A 21,390-nucleotide genomic window follows, 5' to 3' on the forward strand; every position below is an offset into this window, starting at 1 on the left:
GAAGTTATGTGGTACCAGAAAGAATTTAAGGAACTAGAACTGAAAGAGTTTTACGAGATCGTTCAGCTGCGATTAGAGACCTTTGTCGTGGAACAAACTAGGACCTACAATGATCTCGATGATATTGATTATCGATCTATCCATCTTTTTCATCAAAATAGGGAAGGACGTGTGGATGCTTATGCTCGCATATTCGCAACGGGACTGACGATTCATTTTGGCAGAGTGGCTGTTTCCAAAGGTAGCCGTGGTCAAGGACTAGGAAAAGCTATGGTAGAGCAAATTTTGGACCTGTGTGAACAGAGATTTCCTGGACGGACCATTGAAATTGAGGCTCAAGAACAGGTGGTCGGCTTGTATGAAAAATTAGGTTTTCAAACGGTGAGCGAGCCCTTTATCTTGGCTTCTTCCCCTCACGTAAAAATGATCTTTCAGAAATAAAGAATCCTTTCATCTCATAATCGAGGTGAAAGGATTTTTTTTGGAAAAAGATACCAAAAAAAAAGTAAGGCAAATTGGCCTTACTTAGTAATTGGAAAGGAAATTTCAATTAGTTTATCAGAGTAGAGGGTTTTAATAGCGGATTGGTCAATGTTTTGAAGATCAATCTTACGTTTTAAAAAGAACTCACGAATTAATTCTACTTCAGTTTCACGAATAGCTCGGTGTTTGTTGCTGATCAACAATTCGTAGTGGGTTGGGGCTTGTGTAAAAATAACATCAGTATTGCCCGCGGAATAAACCTCGACAAGCAAGGCGTCAGTACTAGCAAGTTGATTTTTAACCAAGGTAGCATGACTATTTGTGGTATTAATGAGCTTCATATGAGTTCCTCCTAACCTCTATCTTCATTTATTATAGCACTTTTTTATTTTTTGTGAAAGAATTCCTTTATTTTTTGTGGGTATTTTTCCACTGTTCAATGCCCCATTTGTGACTGCCACGTTTGAGTTTTTCAATAGCTTCATCTACAGGAAACCAAGCAAGATTGTTAAAATCTTCCAGTGGTTTTTGAGCCTCTTTATAGTCTACCACTTCATAAATATAGGCAGGATTGTAGTAGTAGGTGTCACGATGACTGGAATAGAAATACTCATCTGCTTGGCCATAGTATTGACCTAAGACAGCGGTAAAGCCTAATTCTTCGATCAGTTCCCGTTTCAGAGCTTGCAAGTGATCTTCACCTGCCTCGATTTCCCCGCCAGGCAAGAACCAGGCTCCATTAGGAGCTTGAACGAGGATGATCTGATCCTTGTCCTTATTGGGAATAACAGCGTAGACACCATAGCGATTGACGTAGGTCACATCATGTTTTTTTTCACCAAAACTTGGAATGGTCATGGTTTTCTCTTTTCTTATTTTTTCATCATTATATCATATTTTTTAGCAAAAATCTGGAGGGAAAAAAGAAAGAGAGTGGGACAGAAATCGGTAATTCGTTAGAATTCGATTTCGTCGTCCCACCTCCGCACAGTTGAGTAGGGCTGTAAAAGCTGATGAAATCAGCGTAGTAGAGCCCACTCAACCACTGCGTCTTGCTCGACAACCCAAAAATAATTGAGAGGCTAGGACTTTTGTCCCAGTCTCTAAATGTACATTTACTGATTATGCTTCTGACTTCTTTTCTGCCGTCTTGTGAACAGCTTTGATACTAATATTCCCATTGCTGGTCATGACGGCTTTGAGTTGTTTCTCACTTGGATGTTCCAGGTAATAATCTGTAATGGCATCTTCGATATGGTCTTGGATGGTACGACGGAGTGGGCGGGCCCCCATTTTTGGATCGTATCCCAGATCGACCAATTTTTCTTTGACCTTCTCTGTCACATCCAGATGAATCTCATTTTGTGCGAGACGTTGATTGACCTCATCGAGCATAAGGGTAACGATTTGGAGAAGGTTTTCTTTTGATAGAGGTTGGAATTCAATGATGCCATCAAAACGGTTCATGAATTCAGGGCTAAAGAAATTCCCGAGTTCTCCCAGTACAGAGTTGGTTCGACCTTCGCGAGCAGCTCCAAAACCAACATTTGCCTCAGCCTTGCCGGTTCCAGCATTAGAGGTCATGATGATAATTGTATCTTTAAAGCTGACGGTACGGCCTTGACCATCTGTCAAACGGCCATCATCTAAAACTTGCAAGAACATGTGCATGACATCTGGATGGGCTTTTTCCACTTCATCCAACAACACGAGGGAGTATGGATTGCGACGAACCTTTTCCGTTAGTTGTCCAGCTTCATCGTAGCCAACATAGCCCGGAGGAGCTCCGACTAGTTTCGCTACGCTATGTTTTTCCATGTATTCGCTCATATCAAAGCGGATCATATTGTCTGCAGAGCCAAAGAGCTCGATCGCCAATTGTTTAGACAATTCGGTCTTTCCGACACCGGTAGGTCCGACAAAGAGGAAGCTTCCGATCGGACGGTTAGGTGATCCTAGGCCAACACGATTGCGTCGAATGGCTTTCGCGATTTTATCTACGGCATCGTCTTGACCAATCACATGAGCTTTCAAATCAGAAGCCAGATTGATCAATTGAGACTGTTCTTTTTCTTTCAAATCACCAACAGGAATATTGGTCTTTTGTTCAACGATGTGTTCAATCGTTTTTTCACTGATGACAGGGGTTTCCTGATCGGTGACATGTTGACCTTGCATTTCCTTGTATTTCGCGATTTGGTCGCGGAAGTAGGCTGCTTTTTCAAAATCTTCTTCGCGCGTCGCTTGGGCTTTGAGGTTTTCCGCTTCAATCAAGCGCTGGTCGATCACTTTTGGATCCACAAAGTTTAGGGTCAGGTTCATCTTAGAGCCCGCTTCATCCAACAAATCAATGGCCTTGTCTGGCAGGAAGCGATCTTGGATGTAGCGGTTTGAAAGAATAGCTGCCGCTTCGATAGCTCCGTCTGTATAGTGGACGTGGTGGTAGTCTTCGTATTTTTTCTGGATACCCTTGAGGATGGTGATGGTTTCTTCAACCGTTGGTTCATCGACCTTAACGGGCTGCATCCGACGTTCCAAGGCCGCATCTTTTTCAATGATACGGTATTCATTGAGGGTAGTAGCACCGACTAATTGAAGTTCTCCACGCGCTAAGGCTGGTTTGAGGATATTTCCAGCGTCCATATTGCCTTCGCCAGCTGATCCTGCACCAACAATTTCATGGATTTCGTCGATGAACAGAATAACATCTTCTCGTTGACGAATTTCATCCATTAATTTTTGCATGCGTTCTTCGAATTGACCACGGATGCCTGTGCCCTGAACGAGGCTCACGACGTCTAAGCGGATGACTTCTTTTCCTTGCAATTTATGTGGAACGTCGCCATCGACGATTTTTTGAGCCAGGCCTTCCACAACGGCAGTCTTTCCGACCCCAGGTTCCCCGATCAGAACCGGGTTGTTCTTGGTTCGACGGTTGAGAATTTCGATGATACGGATAATCTCCTCATCACGGCCAATGACAGGGTCAATATCCCCTTTGCGGGCAATTTCTGTGACATTGATGCCGAACTCTTCTAAAAGACCTTTTGGCTTTTGAGGACGGGCTTGACGAGGGTCTTGACCACCACGGTTATTGTTTTGGCCGTAGCCGCCACCTCCATAACTGCCTCCGGATTGAGTTGGAGGGGTTTGAGGTTCTTGCGGACTTTGGAAGTTTCCAAGGTTATTGAAGAAATCTTCAAAAGGATCTCCAGTGAGTTGGCTACGTTGGGTCATGCCTTTCAAGAAGCTGTTATTAGGGTCTGTTTTCATAATTTTATAGCAATTTTGACAGAGGTCTACTTGCTGCTGACGTCCATTTACATTTGTATATAAATGGATGGTTGATTCATTTATTTTACAATTTTGACAAAGCATATACATACCTCACAGTAGGTTTTTGATGGTTTTCCATCAAGAGACGAGCCTATTTTCAAAAGGTCAAAAATAGTCAAAGATTTATAGTTTCATTATATCAGTATTCTAGAAGTTTGCAAGAATTTGCTACGGAATGTCGCTAAGGATTGAAGAAAGAGCAAATCAATGGAAAAATGTGAATTTTTATTGGAAGAGCTTTCTCTTTTATGATAAAATAGGAGAGTAGAAAGTAAAGAGGAGAAATAAAATGGAATCACATTTAGTACGGATTATCAACCGTTTGGAGACAATGACAAAAGACGGTGGAAACTTGAAACGTAATTTTGAACGTGACGGTGTTGTTGTCGCTGAAGTAGCCTACAACCACAATGAAGAAGAAGGTTCAACCTTTACACTTCGTGATGTTGAAGCGCGTGAAACCTATACATTTGATAGCATTGATTTAATTGCAATGGAAATTTATGAATTGCTTTACTAAGCAGCTGTGTGGATGAGTTTGGGGTGGTCTCAAGCTCATTTTTTGTCCATCTGGCTATAGTTTTCGTCTATAGGAAATTCTAATTAGGAACAGTTAGGTTTGAGAGTTGAAATCTGCTATAATAGAGAGGACTATTTTCATTACTTGACTAGAAAGAGAATTGATATGACGACACTCATTGATGGGAAGGCGCTCGCTACAAAATTACAGGGTGAGATTGCGAAGAAAACAGCACGATTAAAAGAAGAGACAGGAGTTGTGCCTGGCCTCGTTGTCATCGTGGTAGGAGATAATCCAGCTAGCAAAATCTATGTAAGAAATAAAGAGCGTTCTGCTATTGCGGCAGGCTTTCGGAGTGAAGTGAGACGACTTCCTGAAAGCATCAGCCAAGCTGAATTATTAGAAGTGATCGAACACTACAATCAAGATCCCCTTTGGCATGGGATTTTGGTACAGTTGCCACTGCCTAAGCATATCGATGCGGATGCAGTCCTTTTAGCGATTGATCCGACAAAAGATGTGGATGGTTTTCATCCATTGAATATGGGACGCTTATGGGCTGGAAATCCTCTCATGGTGCCTTCAACTCCCGCTGGGATCATGGAGATGTTCAAAGAGTATGGGATTGATCTAGAAGGGAAGCGAGCAGTCGTGATTGGTCGTTCCAATATCGTTGGAAAACCCATGGCGCAGTTGCTCCTCGCCAAAAATGCGACGGTAACCTTGACCCATTCTCGGACCCATCATCTGCCTAAAATTGCTAGAAGAGCAGATATCTTGGTTGTTGCGATCGGTCGTGCGAAATTTGTAACAGCAGACTTCGTGAAAGAAGGCGCCGTCGTTATTGACGTCGGAATGAATCGCGATGAGAATGGCAAATTGTGTGGGGATGTCGATTTTGAATCCGTTGCACCTTTGGCCAGTCATATTACCCCGGTACCAGGAGGGGTTGGGCCTATGACCGTCACCATGCTGATGGAGCAGACCTACGAAGCAGCTGTTCGTGCCTTAAAAAAATGAAAGTGTGAACAAGATGAAGTTTGTATTTGATTTAGATGGAACCCTGTCATTCGATGGTGTCACAATCGATGATGAAATCAAACAGGTCTTATTGAGAGCAGAAGAATTTGGCCATGAAGTCGCCTTTGCTTCTGCACGTTCTTACCGAGACTGCTTGGGCCTTTTAGGGGACCCATTGAGTCAGCAACTCGTGATTGGTTTAAATGGTGGATTGGCCTATCGTCAGGGGCAATTGGTATATGAGGAACAATTGGACAAGGACGTGTATCGGGAAATCCTTGGCTTTTGCCGCCATTACAATCTACCATTTTTTGTGGATGATACCTTTGATTATAGTGGACAGATTTTGGAAAAGATTCCTTTTGTTGCTAATGTAGATCCCCTCAAGAAAGCCCAGTATCGTTCATTAGAGGAGCTGACAGATCCGATTAAGGTCGTGATCTATATGGGTGGCCATGAGGAGCTCGTGGATGAGATCATCGAGCGGATCGAAAAGACAGATAAGGCCCATATCCGCTATCATGCGCATGAAAAATGCATCTATCTCAATCCAGCAGACACTCATAAAGCGACAACCGTAGAAGAACTCTGTGGAGAGAATTTCGTGGCTTTTGGCAATGATCAAAATGATATCGAGCTCTTTGAAAAAGCTCTTTATGCAGTTCAGATTGGTGATTTTCCAGCCCTTCAGCCTTATGCGGATGATCAATTGGTAGCCAAACAAAATCAACCACAAGCTGTGGCTGCTAAGATCTTGCAAGTCTTTGCAGAATTCAGAGGAAAATAAAAGATGGAGGGGGAGTCGTGGCTTCTTCTTTTTCGCTAGAAATGAGGAAGGTATGAGAACAGTTCAGAAAGAAGAGATCCAGCGTGTTATTGTGAAGCGAGAGGAGAATTCTTATAAGGGCGATTTTGGTCGCCTGCTCCTGATTGGAGGAACTTACCCCTATGGAGGAGCTATTATTATGGCAGCCCTTGCTGCGGTTCATAGTGGTGCGGGGCTGGTTACTGTCGCAACAGATCCTGATAATCTGACAGCCCTTCATAGCCATCTTCCTGAAGCCATGGGCTTTGATCTAGCCGATCACCAACTCCTTTGTGAGCAACTCCAAAAAGCTAGCGTGATTCTCGTAGGACCGGGCTTAAAGGAAGCAAGAGAAAGCCAAGCAATCTTGCAAATGATTTTTGAGCAGGTCTCTAGCCAGCAAATTTTGATTTTAGATGGAGGGGCTATTAGTCTTCTTGCAAGCTCTCACTTTGAATTGCCAAAGGCTCAGTTGGTCTTTACCCCTCATCAAAAAGAATGGGAAAAATTGTCAGGGCTTGATCTAGCAAGCCAGACTGAAGACAAGAGTCGAAGAGCAGTACAGAACTTTCCTAAAGGGACTGTCATTGTAGAAAAAGGGCCTCACACCCGCATTTGGACAAGTGGGCAAGATGAGGGCTATCAGCTAGATGTTGGTGGTCCCTATCAGGCAACAGGGGGTATGGGAGATACCTTGGCAGGGATGATCGCAGGATTTGCGGGTCAATTCCCACAGGTCATTCTCTATGAGCGCGTGGTGGTTGCGACCTATCTTCATTCAGCCATTGCTGAAGACTTGAGCAAGGAGGCTTATGTGGTTCTACCGACAACCATCAGCCAAGAAATCCCCAAATGGATGAAGAAGAGGAGTGACAAAGATCAGGTTATCAGCACTGAAAATAGAAAATAGGTAAAAAAGATGAAGGAAAGCATTCGGAAAGCAAATCAGTATATCGATGAAAACAGGGAGAGGGTTAACCAGCAATATAGAGGAGCATTTCATTTGCTACCTCCAATCGGCTGGATGAACGATCCAAATGGCTTTGTTTATTTCCGTGGGGAATACCATTTGTTTTACCAATTCTATCCCTATGATAGTGTTTGGGGGCCCATGCATTGGGGGCATGCCAAATCAAAAGATCTTCTCCATTGGGAAGAACTGCCAGTAGCATTAGCGCCAAGTGAAAGCTATGATAAGGATGGTTGTTTCTCGGGTAGTGCTATTGTGAAAGATGACAAGCTCTATTTGCTTTATACTGGTCATGTAGACGATGAGGAAAAGCGGGAAGAGACTCAGTGTCTTGCGGTGTCAACAGATGGCATTACCTTTGAAAAGTTGCCTACTAATCCAGTGATCCATGCTCAACATATTGAGGGGATCGCAGATATTGCAGATTTTCGTGATCCTAAAGTATTTGAATACCAAGGAAGCTATTACGCTGTCGTTGCTTCTAAGACGCCAGATGATAGAGGTCAAATTCTCCTATTTGCATCAAGTAATCTAGTAGATTGGGCCTTTACATCAGTCCTTCTAGAAGGTGAAAAAGGGCAAGGGATTATGTGGGAGTGTCCTGATTTCTTCCCTTTAGATGGCAAATGGGTCTTGATCCTGTCTCCCATTGAAATGGAAAGGCAGCAAGAAAAATACTGGAATTTAAATTCGACGGTTGCCTTTATCGGTGACATGAATTGGGAAACGGGGCACTTTCGTGTCGATTCCTATGATGAAATGGATGGTGGTTTGGATTTCTATGCCCCTCAAACTTGTCAAGGACCAAATGGCGAACGATACATGGTTGCCTGGATGCAAATGTGGCACCGGTCTATCCCCAGTCATGATTTAGCTCATGGGTGGGCAGGTAGTATGACTCTTCCAAGAAAATTGTCCTTGAAAGACGGACGATTGGTTCAGGAGTTACCTGAGTCAGTGAAAGAACACTTTCTTGTAGAGCATGCGTCAGAAACCATTGTTAAGGGCAATCAGATCACGATCCCAGCGAAAGGGAAACAAACCTTGTTTGAACTAAATGCCAAACCGGGTCGCTCCTTTATCCTAGGTTATGGTGATGAAACTGATCCTGATAGTGTCTTGCAATTGATTTACGACGCCTCTCAAAAACGCTTTAGCTTAAGTCGAGACCAATTTGGGCACCCCATTTCTGGAAAAGAAAATCCAGCATTTCAATCGAGATGGATTCAGTTGGATGCTGAAAAGGATCATCATTTTTCGATCATTCGCGATACCAACTCCATCGAAGTATTCGTGGATGGCAAAACTCTCTCGATGACCTTTTATGAAACGAGTCAGAATCCCGTCTATACCCTTACGGCAGATGAAGGGGTCGAATTGGTCGTGAAAACCTATCAAAAATAGGGACACAAAAGCCTCCTAAAGAATAAAAGACAAGTCCTGTGACTTGTCTTTTTTGTGTATTCCAACTTGGTCTTGAGTTTTAAGGAAGCTGGTGTCAAACAGACAAGTAGAGAGCAACTTGAATAAAATGAGGCTTGTAGAGAAAGGAAATTCATGATTTCGCTTTGTCTGCCAACCTTTTTTGGTGATTTTTGGTATAATTAAACTTGATCATATTCTGCAGAAAGGAGTTCCTATGTCCAACTATTTATCCGTATCAAGTTTGACCAAATATTTGAAATTAAAATTTGATAAGGATCCCTATTTGGAAAGGGTTTATCTGACAGGGCAGGTCTCCAATTTCCGAAAACGCCCCAACCACCAGTATTTTTCATTAAAGGATGAAAAAGCGGTTATTCAGGCGACGGTCTGGGCTGGGGTTTATCGAAGCTTTGGTTTTGAGCTAGAAGAAGGCATGAAGATCAACGTCATCGGTCGCATTCAGCTCTATGAGCCAAGTGGGAGTTATTCCATTGTCATTGAAAAGGCTGAGCCAGATGGAGTAGGGGCCTTGGCCATCCAATTTGAGCAACTCAAGAAAAAGTTGACCGAAGAAGGGCTCTTTCAGGATCGGTGGAAGCAAGCTCTGCCACAATTTCCAAGAAAGATCGGGGTCATCACCAGTCAAAGTGGGGCCGTGATTCGCGATATTATCACAACGGTGAGCCGACGCTTCCCTGGTGTTGAGATTGTGCTCTACCCGACCAAGGTTCAGGGTGAAGGTGCATCTAGTGAGGTGGTTGCTAATATTCAAAGGGCTAACCAACGGGATGATTTGGATGTCTTGATTATCGGTCGTGGGGGTGGTTCAATTGAAGATCTCTGGGCCTTTAATGAAGAAGTAGTGGTGCGCGCCATTTTTGAATCGCGGATTCCGATTATCTCCAGTGTTGGGCATGAGACAGACACGACTCTAGCCGATTTTGTAGCAGACCGACGAGCCGCTACTCCGACAGCCGCTGCTGAATTGGCCACTCCAGTAACGAAGTTGGATCTCTTGTCCCATTTACAAAAGCAGGAAAATCGCATGGCAACAGCTATGTCCAATCGCTTGGCCTATAATCGTGAACGCTTGGCCAAATTAAGTCAATCGGTTATTTTTAGACAGCCTGAAAGACTCTATGATGGCTACCTACAAAAGATTGACCAGTTGCAATTGCGCTTGAAACAAGGAATGCGCGATGCTTATGGACAAGGGGCCAATCAGCTGCAAGGTCTGCGTCATCGCTTAGAAGCCACGTCTCCTTTGCATCGTATCGAGCGCTACCAGGACCGCCTGCTCCAAGATAAGAGACTCTTAACCAACCGAATGGAACAAGTCCTAAAAGAGCAAAAGATCAAGGTCCAAGGCTTATCAGAAGCCCTCTTGATGCTCGATACCAGTCGGATTATTGCGCGTGGCTATGCCATGGTCAAGCAAGACGATCAGGTCCTAGATTCGGTTGCGAAAGTAAAAGAAGGAGACCCGCTGTCCCTCATCATGAGAGATGGCCAGTTAGAAGTAGAGGTAAAACATGTCGAAAGAAAAGAAATTTGAAGAAAATTTAGCAGATTTGGAAGCCATCGTCCAAAAATTGGAGAGTGGTGATGTGGCTCTTGAAGAAGCGATTACAGAATTCCAAAAAGGAATGAAGTTGTCAAAAGAATTGCAAGATACCTTGGATCAAGCAGAGAAAACCTTGGTCAAGGTCATGCAAGCAGATGGTACTGAAGCGGATCTAGCATGAGACAAGAAGAAAAACGAAATAGAGTAGAGCAAGCGATTCGCTCTTTTTATGAGGAAACATCCATCGCCCCCCATTTAGTGGAGTCGGTCCTTTATTCGATCCAAGCAGGTGGAAAACGCCTACGCCCAATGCTTCTTCTAGAATTGTTAGAAGCCTTCGGACAGGAGTTGACAGAGGCTCATTTTCAAGTGGCAGGGGCTTTGGAGATGATCCACACAGGAAGCCTTATCCATGATGATCTACCGGCCATGGACAATGACGATTACCGTCGGGGGCAATTGACCAACCACAAGAAATTTGGAGAAGACTTGGCGATTTTAGCAGGAGATGCACTTTTCCTCGATCCCTTTGGAATGATTGCTGCGAGTGCCCTTCCTGATGCGGTCAAGGTCTTTTTGATTCTTGAATTGTCAGATGCTTCCGGTAGTCGTGGAATGGTAGCTGGCCAAGTCCTTGACATGGAAGGGGAGCACAAACAGCTCACGCTAGCAGAGTTGCAGACCATCCATGCCAATAAGACAGGATGCCTCCTTGCCTATCCTTTCATCGCAGCAGGTTTGATTTTAGAGTTGCAAGCGGACATTGGTCAGCTCTTAGAACAAATCGGGAAAAAATTAGGCCTGGCTTTTCAAGTGCGGGATGACATTTTGGATTTGGTCGCTGATTTTGAAGCTTTGGGTAAGACCCCTCAAAAAGACTTAGTAGCTGAAAAATCGACCTATCCAGCCCTGTTGGGATTGGAAGAATCAAAAGCTTTGCTGACAAGTGAATTAGACGCTTGCGTGGACTTGTTGGATCAGATTACAACTGCTTGCGACTTTGATCCGCGAGCGATCAAGAAATTAATAGAAGGATTACGAATAGATGGCTAAGGAAAGAGTGGATGTATTAGCCTATAAACAAGGCCTATTTGATACCCGCGAACAAGCCAAAAGAGGGGTGATGGCAGGTCTTGTCGTTGCCGTCATCAATGGTGAGCGCTTCGATAAACCGGGTGAAAAAATTGATGAAGCAACCGAGTTGAAATTAAAGGGTGAAAAGCTCAAATATGTCAGCCGGGGCGGTCTTAAATTAGAAAAAGCCCTGAACCAATTTGGTTTGTCTGTAGAGGACAAGATTGCCATCGATATTGGAGCTTCTACAGGTGGCTTTACGGATGTCATGCTGCAAAACGGAGCTAGCCAGGTCTTTTCGGTGGATGTCGGGACCAATCAGTTGGCCTGGAAATTGCGCAATGATCCTCGAGTGGTCTCGATGGAACAGTTCAATTTCCGCTATGCCGAGCCAGATGATTTTGAAGCGACACCGAGCTTTGCGAGCATCGATGTCAGCTTTATTTCCTTAGACTTGATTCTGCCAGCCCTTCACCGGATTTTGGCAGAAAATGGACAAGTCGTGGCGCTGGTGAAACCTCAGTTTGAGGCAGGACGCGAACAGATCGGGAAAAATGGGATTATTAAGGATCCTAAGATTCATTTAGCCGTTCTTGAAAAGGTCGCTGCTTTTGCAGGGACACATGGCTTTGCGGTAATGGGAGTGGATTATTCCCCTATTCAAGGAGGCCATGGCAACATCGAATTTTTGATGTATCTAGAAAAAAAAGAAGAGAAAACAAAGCCAACGACAGAGCAGCTGGAGGCTGTTGTGGAGCTGGCACACAAGGAATTTAAACATGAAGAGTAAGAATATCAGATTAGAAAAAATTCGTCGCTTCATTCGCGATCATGAAGTGGGGACGCAAGAAGAGATCGTCGAACATTTGAAAGAAGAAGGCATCTCAGCAACCCAAGCTACAGTGTCACGGGATATCAAAGAATTGGGCATCGTAAAACGCCCTCTAAAAGACATGACCTATGTCTATGAATTGCCACGTAAGCACCACCAGGGGATCGGGATGATCGAAAGCAATATCTTGTCTCATCGCCGCATGGGAGAATATGTCAATTTCACCATGGTTCCAGGGACGGCTCCTTTAGTCAAACGTCGCTTGCGGGAGATTTATAAGGAGCATATCTTTAGTATTGTTGCAGATGATGATACGATCTTGCTGATCGCCTATTCAGCTCCAGAAGCAGAGAATATCCTCAAATCAATCTTTGGGTGGTAAGAGCCTATGCTATTAGAAATGTCGATTAAGAACTTTGCCATTATCGAAGAGATTTCCTTAAATTTTGAAAAGGGAATGACGGTACTGACAGGGGAAACAGGTGCAGGGAAATCCATCATTATCGATGCCATGAACATGATGCTGGGAAGCCGCGCAACGACGGATGTCATTCGACACGGAGCCCCAAAAGCGGAAATCGAAGGTCTCTTCACTGTTGAGAGCAATCGCCATCTGACGGCTCTCTTTGAAGAGCAAGGACTAGAGTGGACCGATGAATTGATCATTCGCCGAGAGATCCTGCAAAATGGACGAAGTGTCAGCCGGATCAATGGTCAGATGGTGAATTTATCTGTCTTAAAGGCAGTCGGTCAACATTTGGTGGACATCCATGGCCAGCATGATCAGGAAGAACTTATGCGCCCCCAATTGCATATCGCTATGCTGGATGAATTTGGGGATGCAGCCTTTTTCCAAACCAAAGACGCTTATCGTCAAACCTTTGAAGATTACAAACGTCTGCGCAAACAAGTAGTGGAACTTCAGCGCAACCAGCAGGAAAACAAGGCCCGTATTGAGATGTTGGAGTTTCAAATTGCAGAGATTGAGGCAGCTGCCTTGGAAGTGGATGAGGACCTGCGTCTGGAGCAAGAACGCCAACGCCTGCTCAATCACAAGATGATTGCAGATACCCTAACCAATGCCTATACCATGCTGGATGCAGAAGAATTTTCGAGCCTCTCCAATGTTCGCTCAGCTATGAATGATCTGGAAAGTATTGAAGAATATGATCCCAGCTACAAAGAGCTCTCAAGCCAGTTATCGGAAACCTTCTATGCCCTTGAGGATATTACCAAGCGCTTAGAAGATGTGGTCGATGGTCTGGAGTTTGATGGCAATCGCCTCATGCAGGTGGAATCGCGTTTGGATTTGATCCACTCCATCACGCGAAAGTATGGTGGCCAAGTCAAGGATGTCTTGGAATACCTGGCGCAAATTACTAAAGAATATAGTCTCCTCACCGGAAGTGACCTCTCATCTGAGAAATTAGAAAAAGAACTCAAACGTTTGGAAAAGAGTTTGGTATCCTTGGCTCAAGATTTGAGTGATCAGCGGCATGCCCTGGCCCAAGCTTTAGAAAATGAAATCCAGCAAGAATTAGCGGACCTTTACATGGACAAGGCGCGCTTTCAAGTGCGCTTTAGCAAAGCTAAGTTTAATCGTGAGGGAAATGAAGCTGTCGAATTTTACATTTCGACCAACCCAGGAGAGGACTTTAAACCTCTTGTCAAGGTAGCATCCGGCGGAGAATTGTCACGCTTGATGTTGGCCATTAAGTCGGCTTTTTCTCGAAAAGAAGGAAAAACCAGTATCGTCTTTGACGAGGTGGATACAGGGGTCTCTGGGCGCGTGGCTCAAGCCATTGCAGCGAAAATTCATAAGATTGGTCAAAATGGCCAAGTGCTTGCCATTTCTCACCTGCCTCAAGTCATCGCTGCAGCAGATTATCAATTCTATATTGAGAAAATCAGTGATGAACACTCAACTGTATCTACTGTGCGTTTGCTCAATAGAGAAGAACGAATTGAAGAAATTGCCAAGATGCTGGCAGGAGAGGATCTAACGGAAGCTGCCCGTCAACAAGCAGAGCAACTTCTCAAGCGTTAAGAGAAAGAAGGTTTGAAACAATGTCAACATACTTTGTAGTCGGAGATATTCACGGAAAAGCACAAATGCTAGAAGAGCTCATGACAGAATGGGATGGAAAAGCTCAATTGGTCTTTTTAGGGGATTTGATAGATCGAGGCGAAAACAGCAAACGATCAATTGAAATCGTAAAGGACTACGTAGACCATCACGGAGCTGTTTGCCTTTCCGGGAATCACGAGTACATGTTTTTAGCCTGGTTGGACAATCCAGAAGAGCGTTATGACCACTACCGAAGAAATGGTGGCGATACGACTATCAACTCTCTGTTAGGCCGGCCGCTCGATGCTCCTGTAGATGGCATTGCGGATGCGCAAGCAGTAGAAAATGCCGTTCCTGACTTGGTGGCCTTCATCCGTAGTTTGCCTTTTGACTACGAGACAGAGACCTATTATTTTGTCCACGCTGGTGTGGATCTAACCCTTGAAAATTGGCGAGAAACCAGTGATTATCAAAAGGTCTGGATCCGAAAACCATTCCATGAAGCGGAGAATCATACAGGCAAATGGATCGTCTTTGGCCATACACCGGTCTATGGACTGCTCAATGAGCCAGTCGGTACCGAAAATCTTTGGATTTCAGATCAGAAAATGGGCGTCGATGGGGGCGCTGTCTTTGGTGGAGTCCTCCATGGATTGCTCTTGGATGATCAAGGCATTGTCCATGACCATGTCCTTCATAATACAGGTTTTTCTGCTGCAGACGACTGAGGAAGCAGGAATAGATATCTTTCACTGCAAAACCCCGTGTTTTTTGATATAATGAAAGCAGAACATTCTTAGGAAGAGTATAGAAATATATGGCAAATATTAAAATAGTTACAGACTCATCTATTACAATTGAGCCTGAAGTGGTTGAAGAATATGGCATCACCATTGTGCCACTTTCTGTTATGGTGGATGGAGTCCTTTATTCCGACAGTGAGTTGGGCGAAGGGGACTTCTTGCGCTTAATGCAATCTAGCAAAAATCTTCCAAAGACCAGCCAACCACCCGTTGGAGTCTTTGCGGAGGTGTATGAAAAGTTAGCAGCAGACGGAGCTCATATCGTTTCGATTCATATGTCTCATGCCTTGTCAGGAACCGTAGAGGCAGCTCGCCAAGGGGCAACCTTATCAGGGGCAGAAGTAACTGTGATTGATAGTGGCTTTACAGACCAAGCCATGAAGTTTCAAGTGGTTGAGGCAGCTAAGTTGGCTAAAGAAGGAGCAGATCTAGACACCGTTTTAGCTCGTATTGAAGAAGTCAAAGAAAAGACAGAGTTGTATATCGGCGTATCTACCTTGGAAAATCTAGTTAAAGGTGGTCGGATTGGCCGTGTTACCGGACTTTTGAGCTCGCTTCTTAACATCCGTGTGGTGATGCAAATGAAGGACCATCAGTTGGAACCAATCGTCAAGGGACGTGGAAACAAGACCTTTAAGAAATGGTTGGATGAATTGGTAGAGAAACTTTCCCATAGTAAGGTGGCTGAGATCGGGATTTCTTATGCAGGGACACCAGAGTGGGCCAATGAAATGAAGGCTCAGTTGCAATCGCTCGTTGAAAAAGCGATCCCTGTTCTCGAAACTGGATCGATTATTCAAACCCATACAGGTGAGAATGCATTTGCAGTTTTGGTGCGCTACGAATAAGCTGAATAAATGTTTGAAAAAACAGGTTTAGTACTTGACCTAAAGGCTTTTTTTAGATATTATAGTACTGTTAAGGCGTAAAGCCTAAAAAAATTTGGAGGATTTGTTAAATGGCTAACAAACAAGATTTGATCGCAAAAGTGGCAGAAGCTACAGAATTGACTAAAAAAGACTCAGCAGCAGCAGTTGACGCTGTATTTGCAGCTGTTTCAGAATACCTTTCAAAAGGTGAAAAAGTTCAATTGATCGGTTTCGGTAACTTCGAAGTTCGTGAACGTGCAGCTCGTAAAGGTCGCAACCCACAAACTGGTAAAGAAATCAAAATCGCAGCTTCTAAAGTTCCAGCATTCAAAGCTGGTAAAGCTCTTAAAGAAGCAGTTAAATAATTGCATTTTGAAAAGCCATCCTAGATTTCTAGGGTGGTTTTTTTGTTGGACAGCTCTATAGGATAAGGGTATAATAGGAAAAAAGAAAGAGAGAGAAAAGAACATGCGATTCATTTTAGGACTCTTTGCCCTGTTGTTTATCCGACCTATTTTGTATCTACTGAAAGGGCTGTGGTTCGTACTGGAATTTTGCTTTATGATCCTCGTGGTCAAAATGATCCTAGGAACCGTGCGCTGGATGACCAGTTGGATCGGCTGAGAGTAGATTAGACTCGCTCTTCCATTTTCAGGCTCGTGAAAAAAATGTCCCCCGGACATTTTTTTTAATTAAAAGCATTCTAAATAGTGATTTATTTTGAAACATGATATAATAAGGGTAACGAATCGATTAAATCATATTGGAAAGGGGGAATCATAGTGAACGCATTGCATCGTCATGAAGAAGAGCGCGTGGAAGAAGTCTTGCAAAATTTGCGTGCCAAGGGTATTCGGATTACTGATACCCGTAGAGCAGTTCTTTCCTATTTAGTGGCGAGTCATGAACATCCAAGCGCTGAGAAGATCTATCGTGATTTATTGCCTCAGTTTCCAAGCATGAGTCTAGCAACTGTCTACAACAATATCAAGGTTTTAATTGATGAGGGGGTTGTCTCTGAGATCAAGGTTCGCAATGATACCACGACCTATTTTGATTTCATGGGGCATGACCATTTGAATGTGGTGTGTGAAAAATGTGGCCGTATCGCAGATGTGGACATTGAAGTCCCAGATCTTCGCGAAGAAGCAGCCAGTCAAAGTGGCTACCAGATCACCAAGACCCAGATGACGGTCTATGGCATTTGTCCCGACTGTCAGAAAAATTAATGTGAGAGAAAGCAGAGCCGTCAGGCTCTTTTTTGTGAGAAATTGCACTTTTCTATGGTCGCCACTAGATTTTTTACTGAAAATCTAGTAGAATAAAATAGATAAACGGGGGAAACCTCGGAGAATAAAAAGGAGATCCATCTAATGGTAAAATTGGTTTTTGCTCGCCACGGTGAGTCTGAATGGAACAAAGCTAACCTTTTCACTGGTTGGGCTGATGTTGATTTGTCTGAAAAAGGTACACAACAAGCGATCGACGCTGGTAAATTGATCAAAGAAGCTGGTATCGAATTTGACCAAGCTTATACTTCAGTATTGAAACGTGCGATCAAAACTACTAACTTGGCTCTTGAAGCTTCTGACCAATTGTGGGTTCCAGTTGAAAAATCATGGCGCTTGAACGAACGTCACTACGGTGGTTTGACTGGTAAAAACAAAGCAGAAGCTGCTGAACAATTTGGTGATGAACAAGTTCACATCTGGCGTCGTTCTTACGATGTATTGCCTCCTGCAATGGACCGTGATGATGAACACTCAGCACACACTGACCGTCGTTATGCTTCACTTGACGATTCAGTGATTCCAGATGCTGAAAACTTGAAAGTTACTTTGGAACGTGCCCTTCCATTCTGGGAAGATAAAATCGCTCCAGCTCTTAAAGACGGTAAAAACGTATTCGTAGGAGCACATGGTAACTCAATCCGTGCCCTTGTAAAACACATCAAACAATTGTCAGACGACGAAATCATGGATGTGGAAATCCCTAACTTCCCACCATTGGTATTCGAATTTGACGAAAAATTGAACGTTGTAAAAGAATATTATCTTGGTAAGTAAGATAACATAATTTGTTATCCATAAAAAAAAGCTGACTTCGGTCAGCTTTTTTGCTTGTCTTCCTTAGATCCGAGCTGGTTTTGGGTTTTCAGGGTCCCCTAAAAATGTTATAATAGAGTGTTACTAAATTGGGTTCCATTAGCCCTGAAAGGAAAAGAAAATGACAAAATCATTCTACATCACAACCCCTATCTATTACCCATCTGGTAAATTGCATATTGGTTCAGCTTACACAACGATCGCCTGTGACGTCTTGGCGCGTTACAAACGTATGATGAACTACGATGTTTTCTACCTGACTGGTCTTGATGAGCACGGTCAAAAGATCCAGCAGAAGGCAGAAGAAGCTGGGATCACGCCGCAAGCTTATGTAGATGGGATGGCCGTTGGAGTGAAAGAACTCTGGCAATTACTCGATATCTCATATGATAAATTCATCCGTACGACAGACGATTACCATGAAAAAGTGGTGGCCCAAGTCTTTGAACGCTTGCTTGCGCAAGACGACATCTACCTGGGTGAATACTCTGGCTGGTATTCAGTCTCTGATGAAGAGTTCTTTACAGAAAGCCAATTGGCTGAGGTCTACCGTGATGAGAATGGCAAGGTTATCGGTGGGGTAGCCCCATCAGGCCACGAAGTAGAATGGGTTTCTGAAGAATCTTATTTCCTTCGTCTCAGCAAATACCAAGACCGCTTGGTTGAATTTTTCAAATCCCAACCTGATTTCATCACGCCAGATGGCCGTCTCAATGAAATGTTGAAAAACTTCATCGAGCCAGGTTTGGAAGACTTGGCGGTATCTCGGACCACCTTTACCTGGGGTGTGCCAGTCCCATCTAATCCAAAACACGTGGTCTATGTATGGATCGATGCCCTTCTTAACTATGTGACCGCTCTTGGTTACGGTCAAGAAGATCATGAAAACTTTGACAAATTCTGGAACGGAACCGTCTTCCACATGGTCGGAAAAGACATCCTTCGTTTCCACTCCATCTACTGGCCAATCCTTCTCATGATGTTGGATGTTAAATTGCCAGAACGTTTGATTGCCCATGGTTGGTTTGTCATGAAAGACGGCAAGATGTCGAAGTCTAAAGGGAATGTCATCTACCCAGAAATGTTGGTGGAACGCTTCGGCTTGGATCCGCTTCGTTACTACCTTATGCGCAGTTTGCCAGTTGGTTCAGATGGTACCTTTACCCCAGAAGACTACGTAGCCCGCATCAACTATGAATTGGCTAATGACCTTGGAAACCTCCTTAACCGGACGGTAGCCATGATCAATAAATACTTTGGTGGCCAAGTTCCAGCTTATATCGAAAATGTTACTGCATTTGATGCTGATTTGGCAAAGGTGGTTGAAGAAAACATCGCTGAATACCACAAGCAAATGAACGCGGTGGATTACCCACGCGCTTTGGAAGCTGTATGGAACATCATCTCTCGTACCAACAAGTACATCGATGAGACAGCGCCTTGGGTCCTCGCTAAAGAAGATGGTGACAAGGAACAATTGGCAGCGGTCATGGCTCACTTGGCAGCTAGCCTTCGTGTCGTGGCTCACTTGATCCAACCATTCATGATGAACACCTCAAACGCCATCATGGAACAACTTGGCTTGGGCTTGGACTTCGATCTTGAAAACTTGACCTTAGCAGGCTTCCCTGAAAATGTCACAGTGGTTGCCAAAGGAACTCCAATCTTCCCACGTCTGGACATGGAAGAAGAAATTGCCTACATCCAATCTCAAATGACTGCTGGAAAACCACAAGAAAAAGAATGGATTCCAGAAGAAGTGGAGCTCAAGTCTGAAAAAGACGAGATCAAATTTGAAGACTTTGACAAGGTTGAAATCCGTGTAGCAGAAGTCAAAGAAGTGGAACGCGTCGAAGGATCAGACAAATTGCTTCGCTTCCGCCTAGATGCAGGAGATGGCGAAGACCGTCAAATCCTCTCTGGTATTGCGAAATTCTATCCAAATGAACAAGAATTAGTCGGTAAGAAACTCCAAATCGTGGCCAACCTCAAACCACGTAAGATGATGAAGAAATATGTCAGCCAAGGTATGATTCTTTCCGCAGAACACGGAGATCAATTAACAGTCTTAACTGTTGATCCATCTGTACCAAATGGAAGCATCATTGGCTAAACGATAGACAAAGAAAAAATCATCTAAAAAACTTTCCTTAGGTGAGTACGGACGTCAGCGAACTTCGAAGAAGTTCCATGACTTAGTTTTGGACCCTAGGTTCCAAAACTCCCGAGTGCTAGAAATACAATTGTTTCTAGCACTTTTCTCACGGCGGAAAGTTTCAGTAGATGATTGAATAATTCTAACGAATAAATTTTTTGATTTTTATAGAATTAATTTGATTTGTAAGAAAGAACAGATTGTCTACACTCTCAAGCACTCCCGCAGGAGTGCTTTTCTTGTGTCGATAAGGTTCCCATCATTGAATTTTACAAGGATGGTAGATGAGTCCTATTAGTAATGGGTGTTAACGGAGACTTCCGCAGTGAGAAAAGAGTCTGAAACATTTTCGTTTCAGACTCTCGGAAGATTTGAGACAGTGGGCTCAAATCTTAGGTATGGAATCCCAAAGGGATTCGCTACTGTCCGTCCTCACCTAAGGAAAGTCTCCGAATATAGTTCCTATTCATCTGGTCGATATTCCAGGATATCTCCGGGCTGGCAGTCGAGTTCTTTGCAGATGGCTTCAAGGGTGGTGAAGCGGATGGCTTTGGCCTTGCCGGTTTTGAGGATGGAGAGGTTAGCAGTCGTGATGCCGATTTTGTCGGCTAGCTCGTTGGATTTCATCTTTCGCTTGGCTAGCATGACATCTAGATTGACGATAATCATGGCAACCTCCTTAAATGGTTAGCTCATTTTCTTCAGCAATCTCAATACCTCTCTCTAAAATCTTGCCAGAGACCCAGACGATTGGAACGGCAAGGAGAAGCCCTGTGTTAAAGGTGAATTTGAAAGTGAAGGGAAGGAGATAAGCATTTCCACTGGTTTCAAGTGTGCCAGACATAAAGGACAATACCAAGAGAATCTTCCAAGCTCGGTTGCAAAGATCAATGTTGGAGTGAGAAAAGATCTTTTCTTGGTAGAGATTTTGGAGGAAGCTGCGAATGGTGATGAGAAGGTAAATATAGATAGCGCTTGAGGCTAGTGGGAAGAGCAACTGCCAGAGAGGTTGCAGATGTTTGGGGAAGAGCTGGATGCCATTCACATCAAAGGACAAGCGTCCAGTTTGAATGAGATCTTTAAACACTCCCATCCGTGAAAGCAGGTGGACGACCAGTGCAGCCACAGTCATAAAGCCACAGAAGTAAATGAAAGTCGTCAAGACTTCAATGACATTTTTTAAGGTTTTTGAGTTTTTCATCGCAAGCCTCCTTGAAGTTTATTTATTTTTCACTTATAGTATACTCCTTATAAAAAATTAGTCAATAAAAAAGTATCGAAAAACGATAAAAAAATAACGATAAACAAAATATTATTTTTGAAAAACAGGTATTCTCTGCTAAAACTAGTCGGTTTAAGCC

23 protein-coding genes are annotated in these 21,390 nt (G+C 43.7%); 18 read left to right on the forward strand and 5 right to left on the reverse strand.

What is annotated here, in order from left to right; translation table 11 throughout:
- Positions 1–6: 6 nt before the first annotated feature.
- Positions 7–441, forward strand: coding sequence for a GNAT family N-acetyltransferase (locus I2E70_RS08665; protein WP_155168823.1), 435 nt, complete (start codon positions 7–9; stop codon positions 439–441).
- 80 nt (positions 442–521) lie between these two features.
- On the opposite strand, the gene I2E70_RS08670 is transcribed toward I2E70_RS08665, so the two are convergent.
- The 3 genes from I2E70_RS08670 to I2E70_RS08680 all read right to left on the reverse strand — a co-directional run bounded on the left by I2E70_RS08670 (position 522) and on the right by I2E70_RS08680 (position 3,861).
- On the reverse strand, positions 522–824 hold the full coding sequence (locus I2E70_RS08670) for a DUF1827 family protein (RefSeq protein WP_155168825.1): 303 nt from the start codon (positions 822–824) through the stop codon (positions 522–524).
- Positions 825–891: 67 nt separating this feature from the next.
- Complete coding sequence (locus tag I2E70_RS08675; protein ID WP_195424443.1) at positions 892–1,341, reverse strand: NUDIX hydrolase; 450 nt, start codon at positions 1,339–1,341, stop codon at positions 892–894.
- A 264-nt stretch (positions 1,342–1,605) separates the two neighbouring features.
- Positions 1,606–3,861 carry an ATP-dependent Clp protease ATP-binding subunit gene (locus I2E70_RS08680; RefSeq protein ID WP_195424446.1) on the reverse strand — a complete coding sequence of 752 codons (2,256 nt, stop codon included), beginning with the start codon at positions 3,859–3,861 and terminating at the stop codon, positions 1,606–1,608.
- A 247-nt stretch (positions 3,862–4,108) separates the two neighbouring features.
- On the opposite strand from I2E70_RS08680, the gene I2E70_RS08685 reads away from it, so the two are divergent.
- From I2E70_RS08685 to metG, 17 genes are all read left to right on the forward strand, one after another.
- Complete coding sequence (locus I2E70_RS08685) at positions 4,109–4,339, forward strand: DUF1797 family protein (RefSeq protein WP_003005989.1); 231 nt, start codon at positions 4,109–4,111, stop codon at positions 4,337–4,339.
- Between the two features lie 165 nt (positions 4,340–4,504).
- A complete protein-coding gene (locus tag I2E70_RS08690; protein WP_037599252.1) occupies positions 4,505–5,359 on the forward strand; it encodes a bifunctional methylenetetrahydrofolate dehydrogenase/methenyltetrahydrofolate cyclohydrolase in 855 nt (284 codons plus the stop codon).
- 13 nt (positions 5,360–5,372) lie between these two features.
- Positions 5,373–6,146: an HAD-IIB family hydrolase gene (locus tag I2E70_RS08695; RefSeq protein WP_125826178.1), complete on the forward strand. Its 774-nt coding sequence runs from the start codon at positions 5,373–5,375 to the stop codon at positions 6,144–6,146.
- A 52-nt stretch (positions 6,147–6,198) separates the two neighbouring features.
- The gene (locus tag I2E70_RS08700; protein WP_125826179.1) at positions 6,199–7,074 is read left to right on the forward strand and encodes an NAD(P)H-hydrate dehydratase; all 876 of its coding nucleotides are present in this window, start codon (positions 6,199–6,201) and stop codon (positions 7,072–7,074) included.
- A 9-nt stretch (positions 7,075–7,083) separates the two neighbouring features.
- Positions 7,084–8,538 (forward strand): glycoside hydrolase family 32 protein, encoded by a 1,455-nt coding sequence (locus I2E70_RS08705; RefSeq protein WP_195424448.1) that lies wholly within the window; start codon positions 7,084–7,086, stop codon positions 8,536–8,538.
- Positions 8,539–8,773: 235 nt separating this feature from the next.
- The gene (gene xseA / locus I2E70_RS08710) at positions 8,774–10,114 is read left to right on the forward strand and encodes an exodeoxyribonuclease VII large subunit (protein WP_195424450.1); all 1,341 of its coding nucleotides are present in this window, start codon (positions 8,774–8,776) and stop codon (positions 10,112–10,114) included.
- Positions 10,092–10,304 (forward strand): exodeoxyribonuclease VII small subunit, encoded by a 213-nt coding sequence (locus I2E70_RS08715; protein ID WP_003006013.1) that lies wholly within the window; start codon positions 10,092–10,094, stop codon positions 10,302–10,304. The genes xseA and I2E70_RS08715 overlap by 23 nt, the downstream gene beginning before the upstream one ends.
- Positions 10,301–11,176, forward strand: a complete 876-nt coding sequence (locus I2E70_RS08720; protein ID WP_195424452.1) for a polyprenyl synthetase family protein — start codon at positions 10,301–10,303, stop codon at positions 11,174–11,176. The genes I2E70_RS08715 and I2E70_RS08720 overlap by 4 nt, the downstream gene beginning before the upstream one ends.
- Positions 11,169–11,987: a TlyA family RNA methyltransferase gene (locus I2E70_RS08725; protein WP_195424454.1), complete on the forward strand. Its 819-nt coding sequence runs from the start codon at positions 11,169–11,171 to the stop codon at positions 11,985–11,987. The genes I2E70_RS08720 and I2E70_RS08725 overlap by 8 nt, the downstream gene beginning before the upstream one ends.
- On the forward strand, positions 11,977–12,411 hold the full coding sequence (locus I2E70_RS08730; RefSeq protein ID WP_003006022.1) for an arginine repressor: 435 nt from the start codon (positions 11,977–11,979) through the stop codon (positions 12,409–12,411). Before I2E70_RS08725 ends, I2E70_RS08730 begins: the two co-directional genes overlap by 11 nt.
- Before the next feature lie 6 nt (positions 12,412–12,417).
- Complete coding sequence (gene recN, locus I2E70_RS08735) at positions 12,418–14,076, forward strand: DNA repair protein RecN (protein WP_195424456.1); 1,659 nt, start codon at positions 12,418–12,420, stop codon at positions 14,074–14,076.
- A 20-nt stretch (positions 14,077–14,096) separates the two neighbouring features.
- Positions 14,097–14,825 carry a metallophosphoesterase gene (locus tag I2E70_RS08740; protein ID WP_021152788.1) on the forward strand — a complete coding sequence of 243 codons (729 nt, stop codon included), beginning with the start codon at positions 14,097–14,099 and terminating at the stop codon, positions 14,823–14,825.
- 89 nt (positions 14,826–14,914) lie between these two features.
- Positions 14,915–15,748, forward strand: coding sequence for a DegV family protein (locus tag I2E70_RS08745; protein WP_049472934.1), 834 nt, complete (start codon positions 14,915–14,917; stop codon positions 15,746–15,748).
- 110 nt (positions 15,749–15,858) lie between these two features.
- Entirely contained in the window at positions 15,859–16,134 is a 276-nt protein-coding gene (locus I2E70_RS08750) for an HU family DNA-binding protein (protein ID WP_003006038.1), read from the forward strand.
- Positions 16,135–16,551: 417 nt separating this feature from the next.
- Entirely contained in the window at positions 16,552–16,998 is a 447-nt protein-coding gene (locus I2E70_RS08755) for a Fur family transcriptional regulator (RefSeq protein ID WP_003006041.1), read from the forward strand.
- A 144-nt stretch (positions 16,999–17,142) separates the two neighbouring features.
- The gene (locus I2E70_RS08760; protein WP_003012031.1) at positions 17,143–17,835 is read left to right on the forward strand and encodes a phosphoglycerate mutase; all 693 of its coding nucleotides are present in this window, start codon (positions 17,143–17,145) and stop codon (positions 17,833–17,835) included.
- A 160-nt stretch (positions 17,836–17,995) separates the two neighbouring features.
- Positions 17,996–19,987, forward strand: coding sequence for a methionine--tRNA ligase (gene metG / locus I2E70_RS08765; RefSeq protein ID WP_195424458.1), 1,992 nt, complete (start codon positions 17,996–17,998; stop codon positions 19,985–19,987).
- 504 nt (positions 19,988–20,491) lie between these two features.
- On the opposite strand, the gene I2E70_RS08770 is transcribed toward metG, so the two are convergent.
- Both I2E70_RS08770 and I2E70_RS08775 read right to left on the reverse strand, forming a co-directional pair.
- On the reverse strand, positions 20,492–20,698 hold the full coding sequence (locus tag I2E70_RS08770) for a helix-turn-helix domain-containing protein (protein WP_003006064.1): 207 nt from the start codon (positions 20,696–20,698) through the stop codon (positions 20,492–20,494).
- A 10-nt stretch (positions 20,699–20,708) separates the two neighbouring features.
- Positions 20,709–21,230 carry a DUF2975 domain-containing protein gene (locus I2E70_RS08775; protein WP_195424460.1) on the reverse strand — a complete coding sequence of 174 codons (522 nt, stop codon included), beginning with the start codon at positions 21,228–21,230 and terminating at the stop codon, positions 20,709–20,711.
- Positions 21,231–21,390 lie beyond the last annotated feature (160 nt).

It is taken from the genome of Streptococcus parasanguinis (assembly GCF_015556095.1).
GTDB lineage: Bacteria > Bacillota > Bacilli > Lactobacillales > Streptococcaceae > Streptococcus > Streptococcus parasanguinis_Q.

What these genes read in the sequence shown, in the direction of transcription:
- I2E70_RS08665 (WP_155168823.1), top strand. Translation starts at nt 7, where the DNA reads ATGTGGTACCAGAAAGAATTTAAGGAACTAGAACTGAAAGAGTTTTAC.
- I2E70_RS08670 (WP_155168825.1), bottom strand. Translation starts at nt 824, where the DNA reads ATGAAGCTCATTAATACCACAAATAGTCATGCTACCTTGGTTAAAAAT.
- I2E70_RS08675 (WP_195424443.1), bottom strand. Translation starts at nt 1,341, where the DNA reads ATGACCATTCCAAGTTTTGGTGAAAAAAAACATGATGTGACCTACGTC.
- I2E70_RS08680 (WP_195424446.1), bottom strand. Translation starts at nt 3,861, where the DNA reads ATGCTTTGTCAAAATTGTAAAATAAATGAATCAACCATCCATTTATAT.
- I2E70_RS08685 (WP_003005989.1), top strand. Translation starts at nt 4,109, where the DNA reads ATGGAATCACATTTAGTACGGATTATCAACCGTTTGGAGACAATGACA.
- I2E70_RS08690 (WP_037599252.1), top strand. Translation starts at nt 4,505, where the DNA reads ATGACGACACTCATTGATGGGAAGGCGCTCGCTACAAAATTACAGGGT.
- I2E70_RS08695 (WP_125826178.1), top strand. Translation starts at nt 5,373, where the DNA reads ATGAAGTTTGTATTTGATTTAGATGGAACCCTGTCATTCGATGGTGTC.
- I2E70_RS08700 (WP_125826179.1), top strand. Translation starts at nt 6,199, where the DNA reads ATGAGAACAGTTCAGAAAGAAGAGATCCAGCGTGTTATTGTGAAGCGA.
- I2E70_RS08705 (WP_195424448.1), top strand. Translation starts at nt 7,084, where the DNA reads ATGAAGGAAAGCATTCGGAAAGCAAATCAGTATATCGATGAAAACAGG.
- xseA (WP_195424450.1), top strand. Translation starts at nt 8,774, where the DNA reads ATGTCCAACTATTTATCCGTATCAAGTTTGACCAAATATTTGAAATTA.
- I2E70_RS08715 (WP_003006013.1), top strand. Translation starts at nt 10,092, where the DNA reads ATGTCGAAAGAAAAGAAATTTGAAGAAAATTTAGCAGATTTGGAAGCC.
- I2E70_RS08720 (WP_195424452.1), top strand. Translation starts at nt 10,301, where the DNA reads ATGAGACAAGAAGAAAAACGAAATAGAGTAGAGCAAGCGATTCGCTCT.
- I2E70_RS08725 (WP_195424454.1), top strand. Translation starts at nt 11,169, where the DNA reads ATGGCTAAGGAAAGAGTGGATGTATTAGCCTATAAACAAGGCCTATTT.
- I2E70_RS08730 (WP_003006022.1), top strand. Translation starts at nt 11,977, where the DNA reads ATGAAGAGTAAGAATATCAGATTAGAAAAAATTCGTCGCTTCATTCGC.
- recN (WP_195424456.1), top strand. Translation starts at nt 12,418, where the DNA reads ATGCTATTAGAAATGTCGATTAAGAACTTTGCCATTATCGAAGAGATT.
- I2E70_RS08740 (WP_021152788.1), top strand. Translation starts at nt 14,097, where the DNA reads ATGTCAACATACTTTGTAGTCGGAGATATTCACGGAAAAGCACAAATG.
- I2E70_RS08745 (WP_049472934.1), top strand. Translation starts at nt 14,915, where the DNA reads ATGGCAAATATTAAAATAGTTACAGACTCATCTATTACAATTGAGCCT.
- I2E70_RS08750 (WP_003006038.1), top strand. Translation starts at nt 15,859, where the DNA reads ATGGCTAACAAACAAGATTTGATCGCAAAAGTGGCAGAAGCTACAGAA.
- I2E70_RS08760 (WP_003012031.1), top strand. Translation starts at nt 17,143, where the DNA reads ATGGTAAAATTGGTTTTTGCTCGCCACGGTGAGTCTGAATGGAACAAA.
- metG (WP_195424458.1), top strand. Translation starts at nt 17,996, where the DNA reads ATGACAAAATCATTCTACATCACAACCCCTATCTATTACCCATCTGGT.
- I2E70_RS08770 (WP_003006064.1), bottom strand. Translation starts at nt 20,698, where the DNA reads ATGATTATCGTCAATCTAGATGTCATGCTAGCCAAGCGAAAGATGAAA.
- I2E70_RS08775 (WP_195424460.1), bottom strand. Translation starts at nt 21,230, where the DNA reads ATGAAAAACTCAAAAACCTTAAAAAATGTCATTGAAGTCTTGACGACT.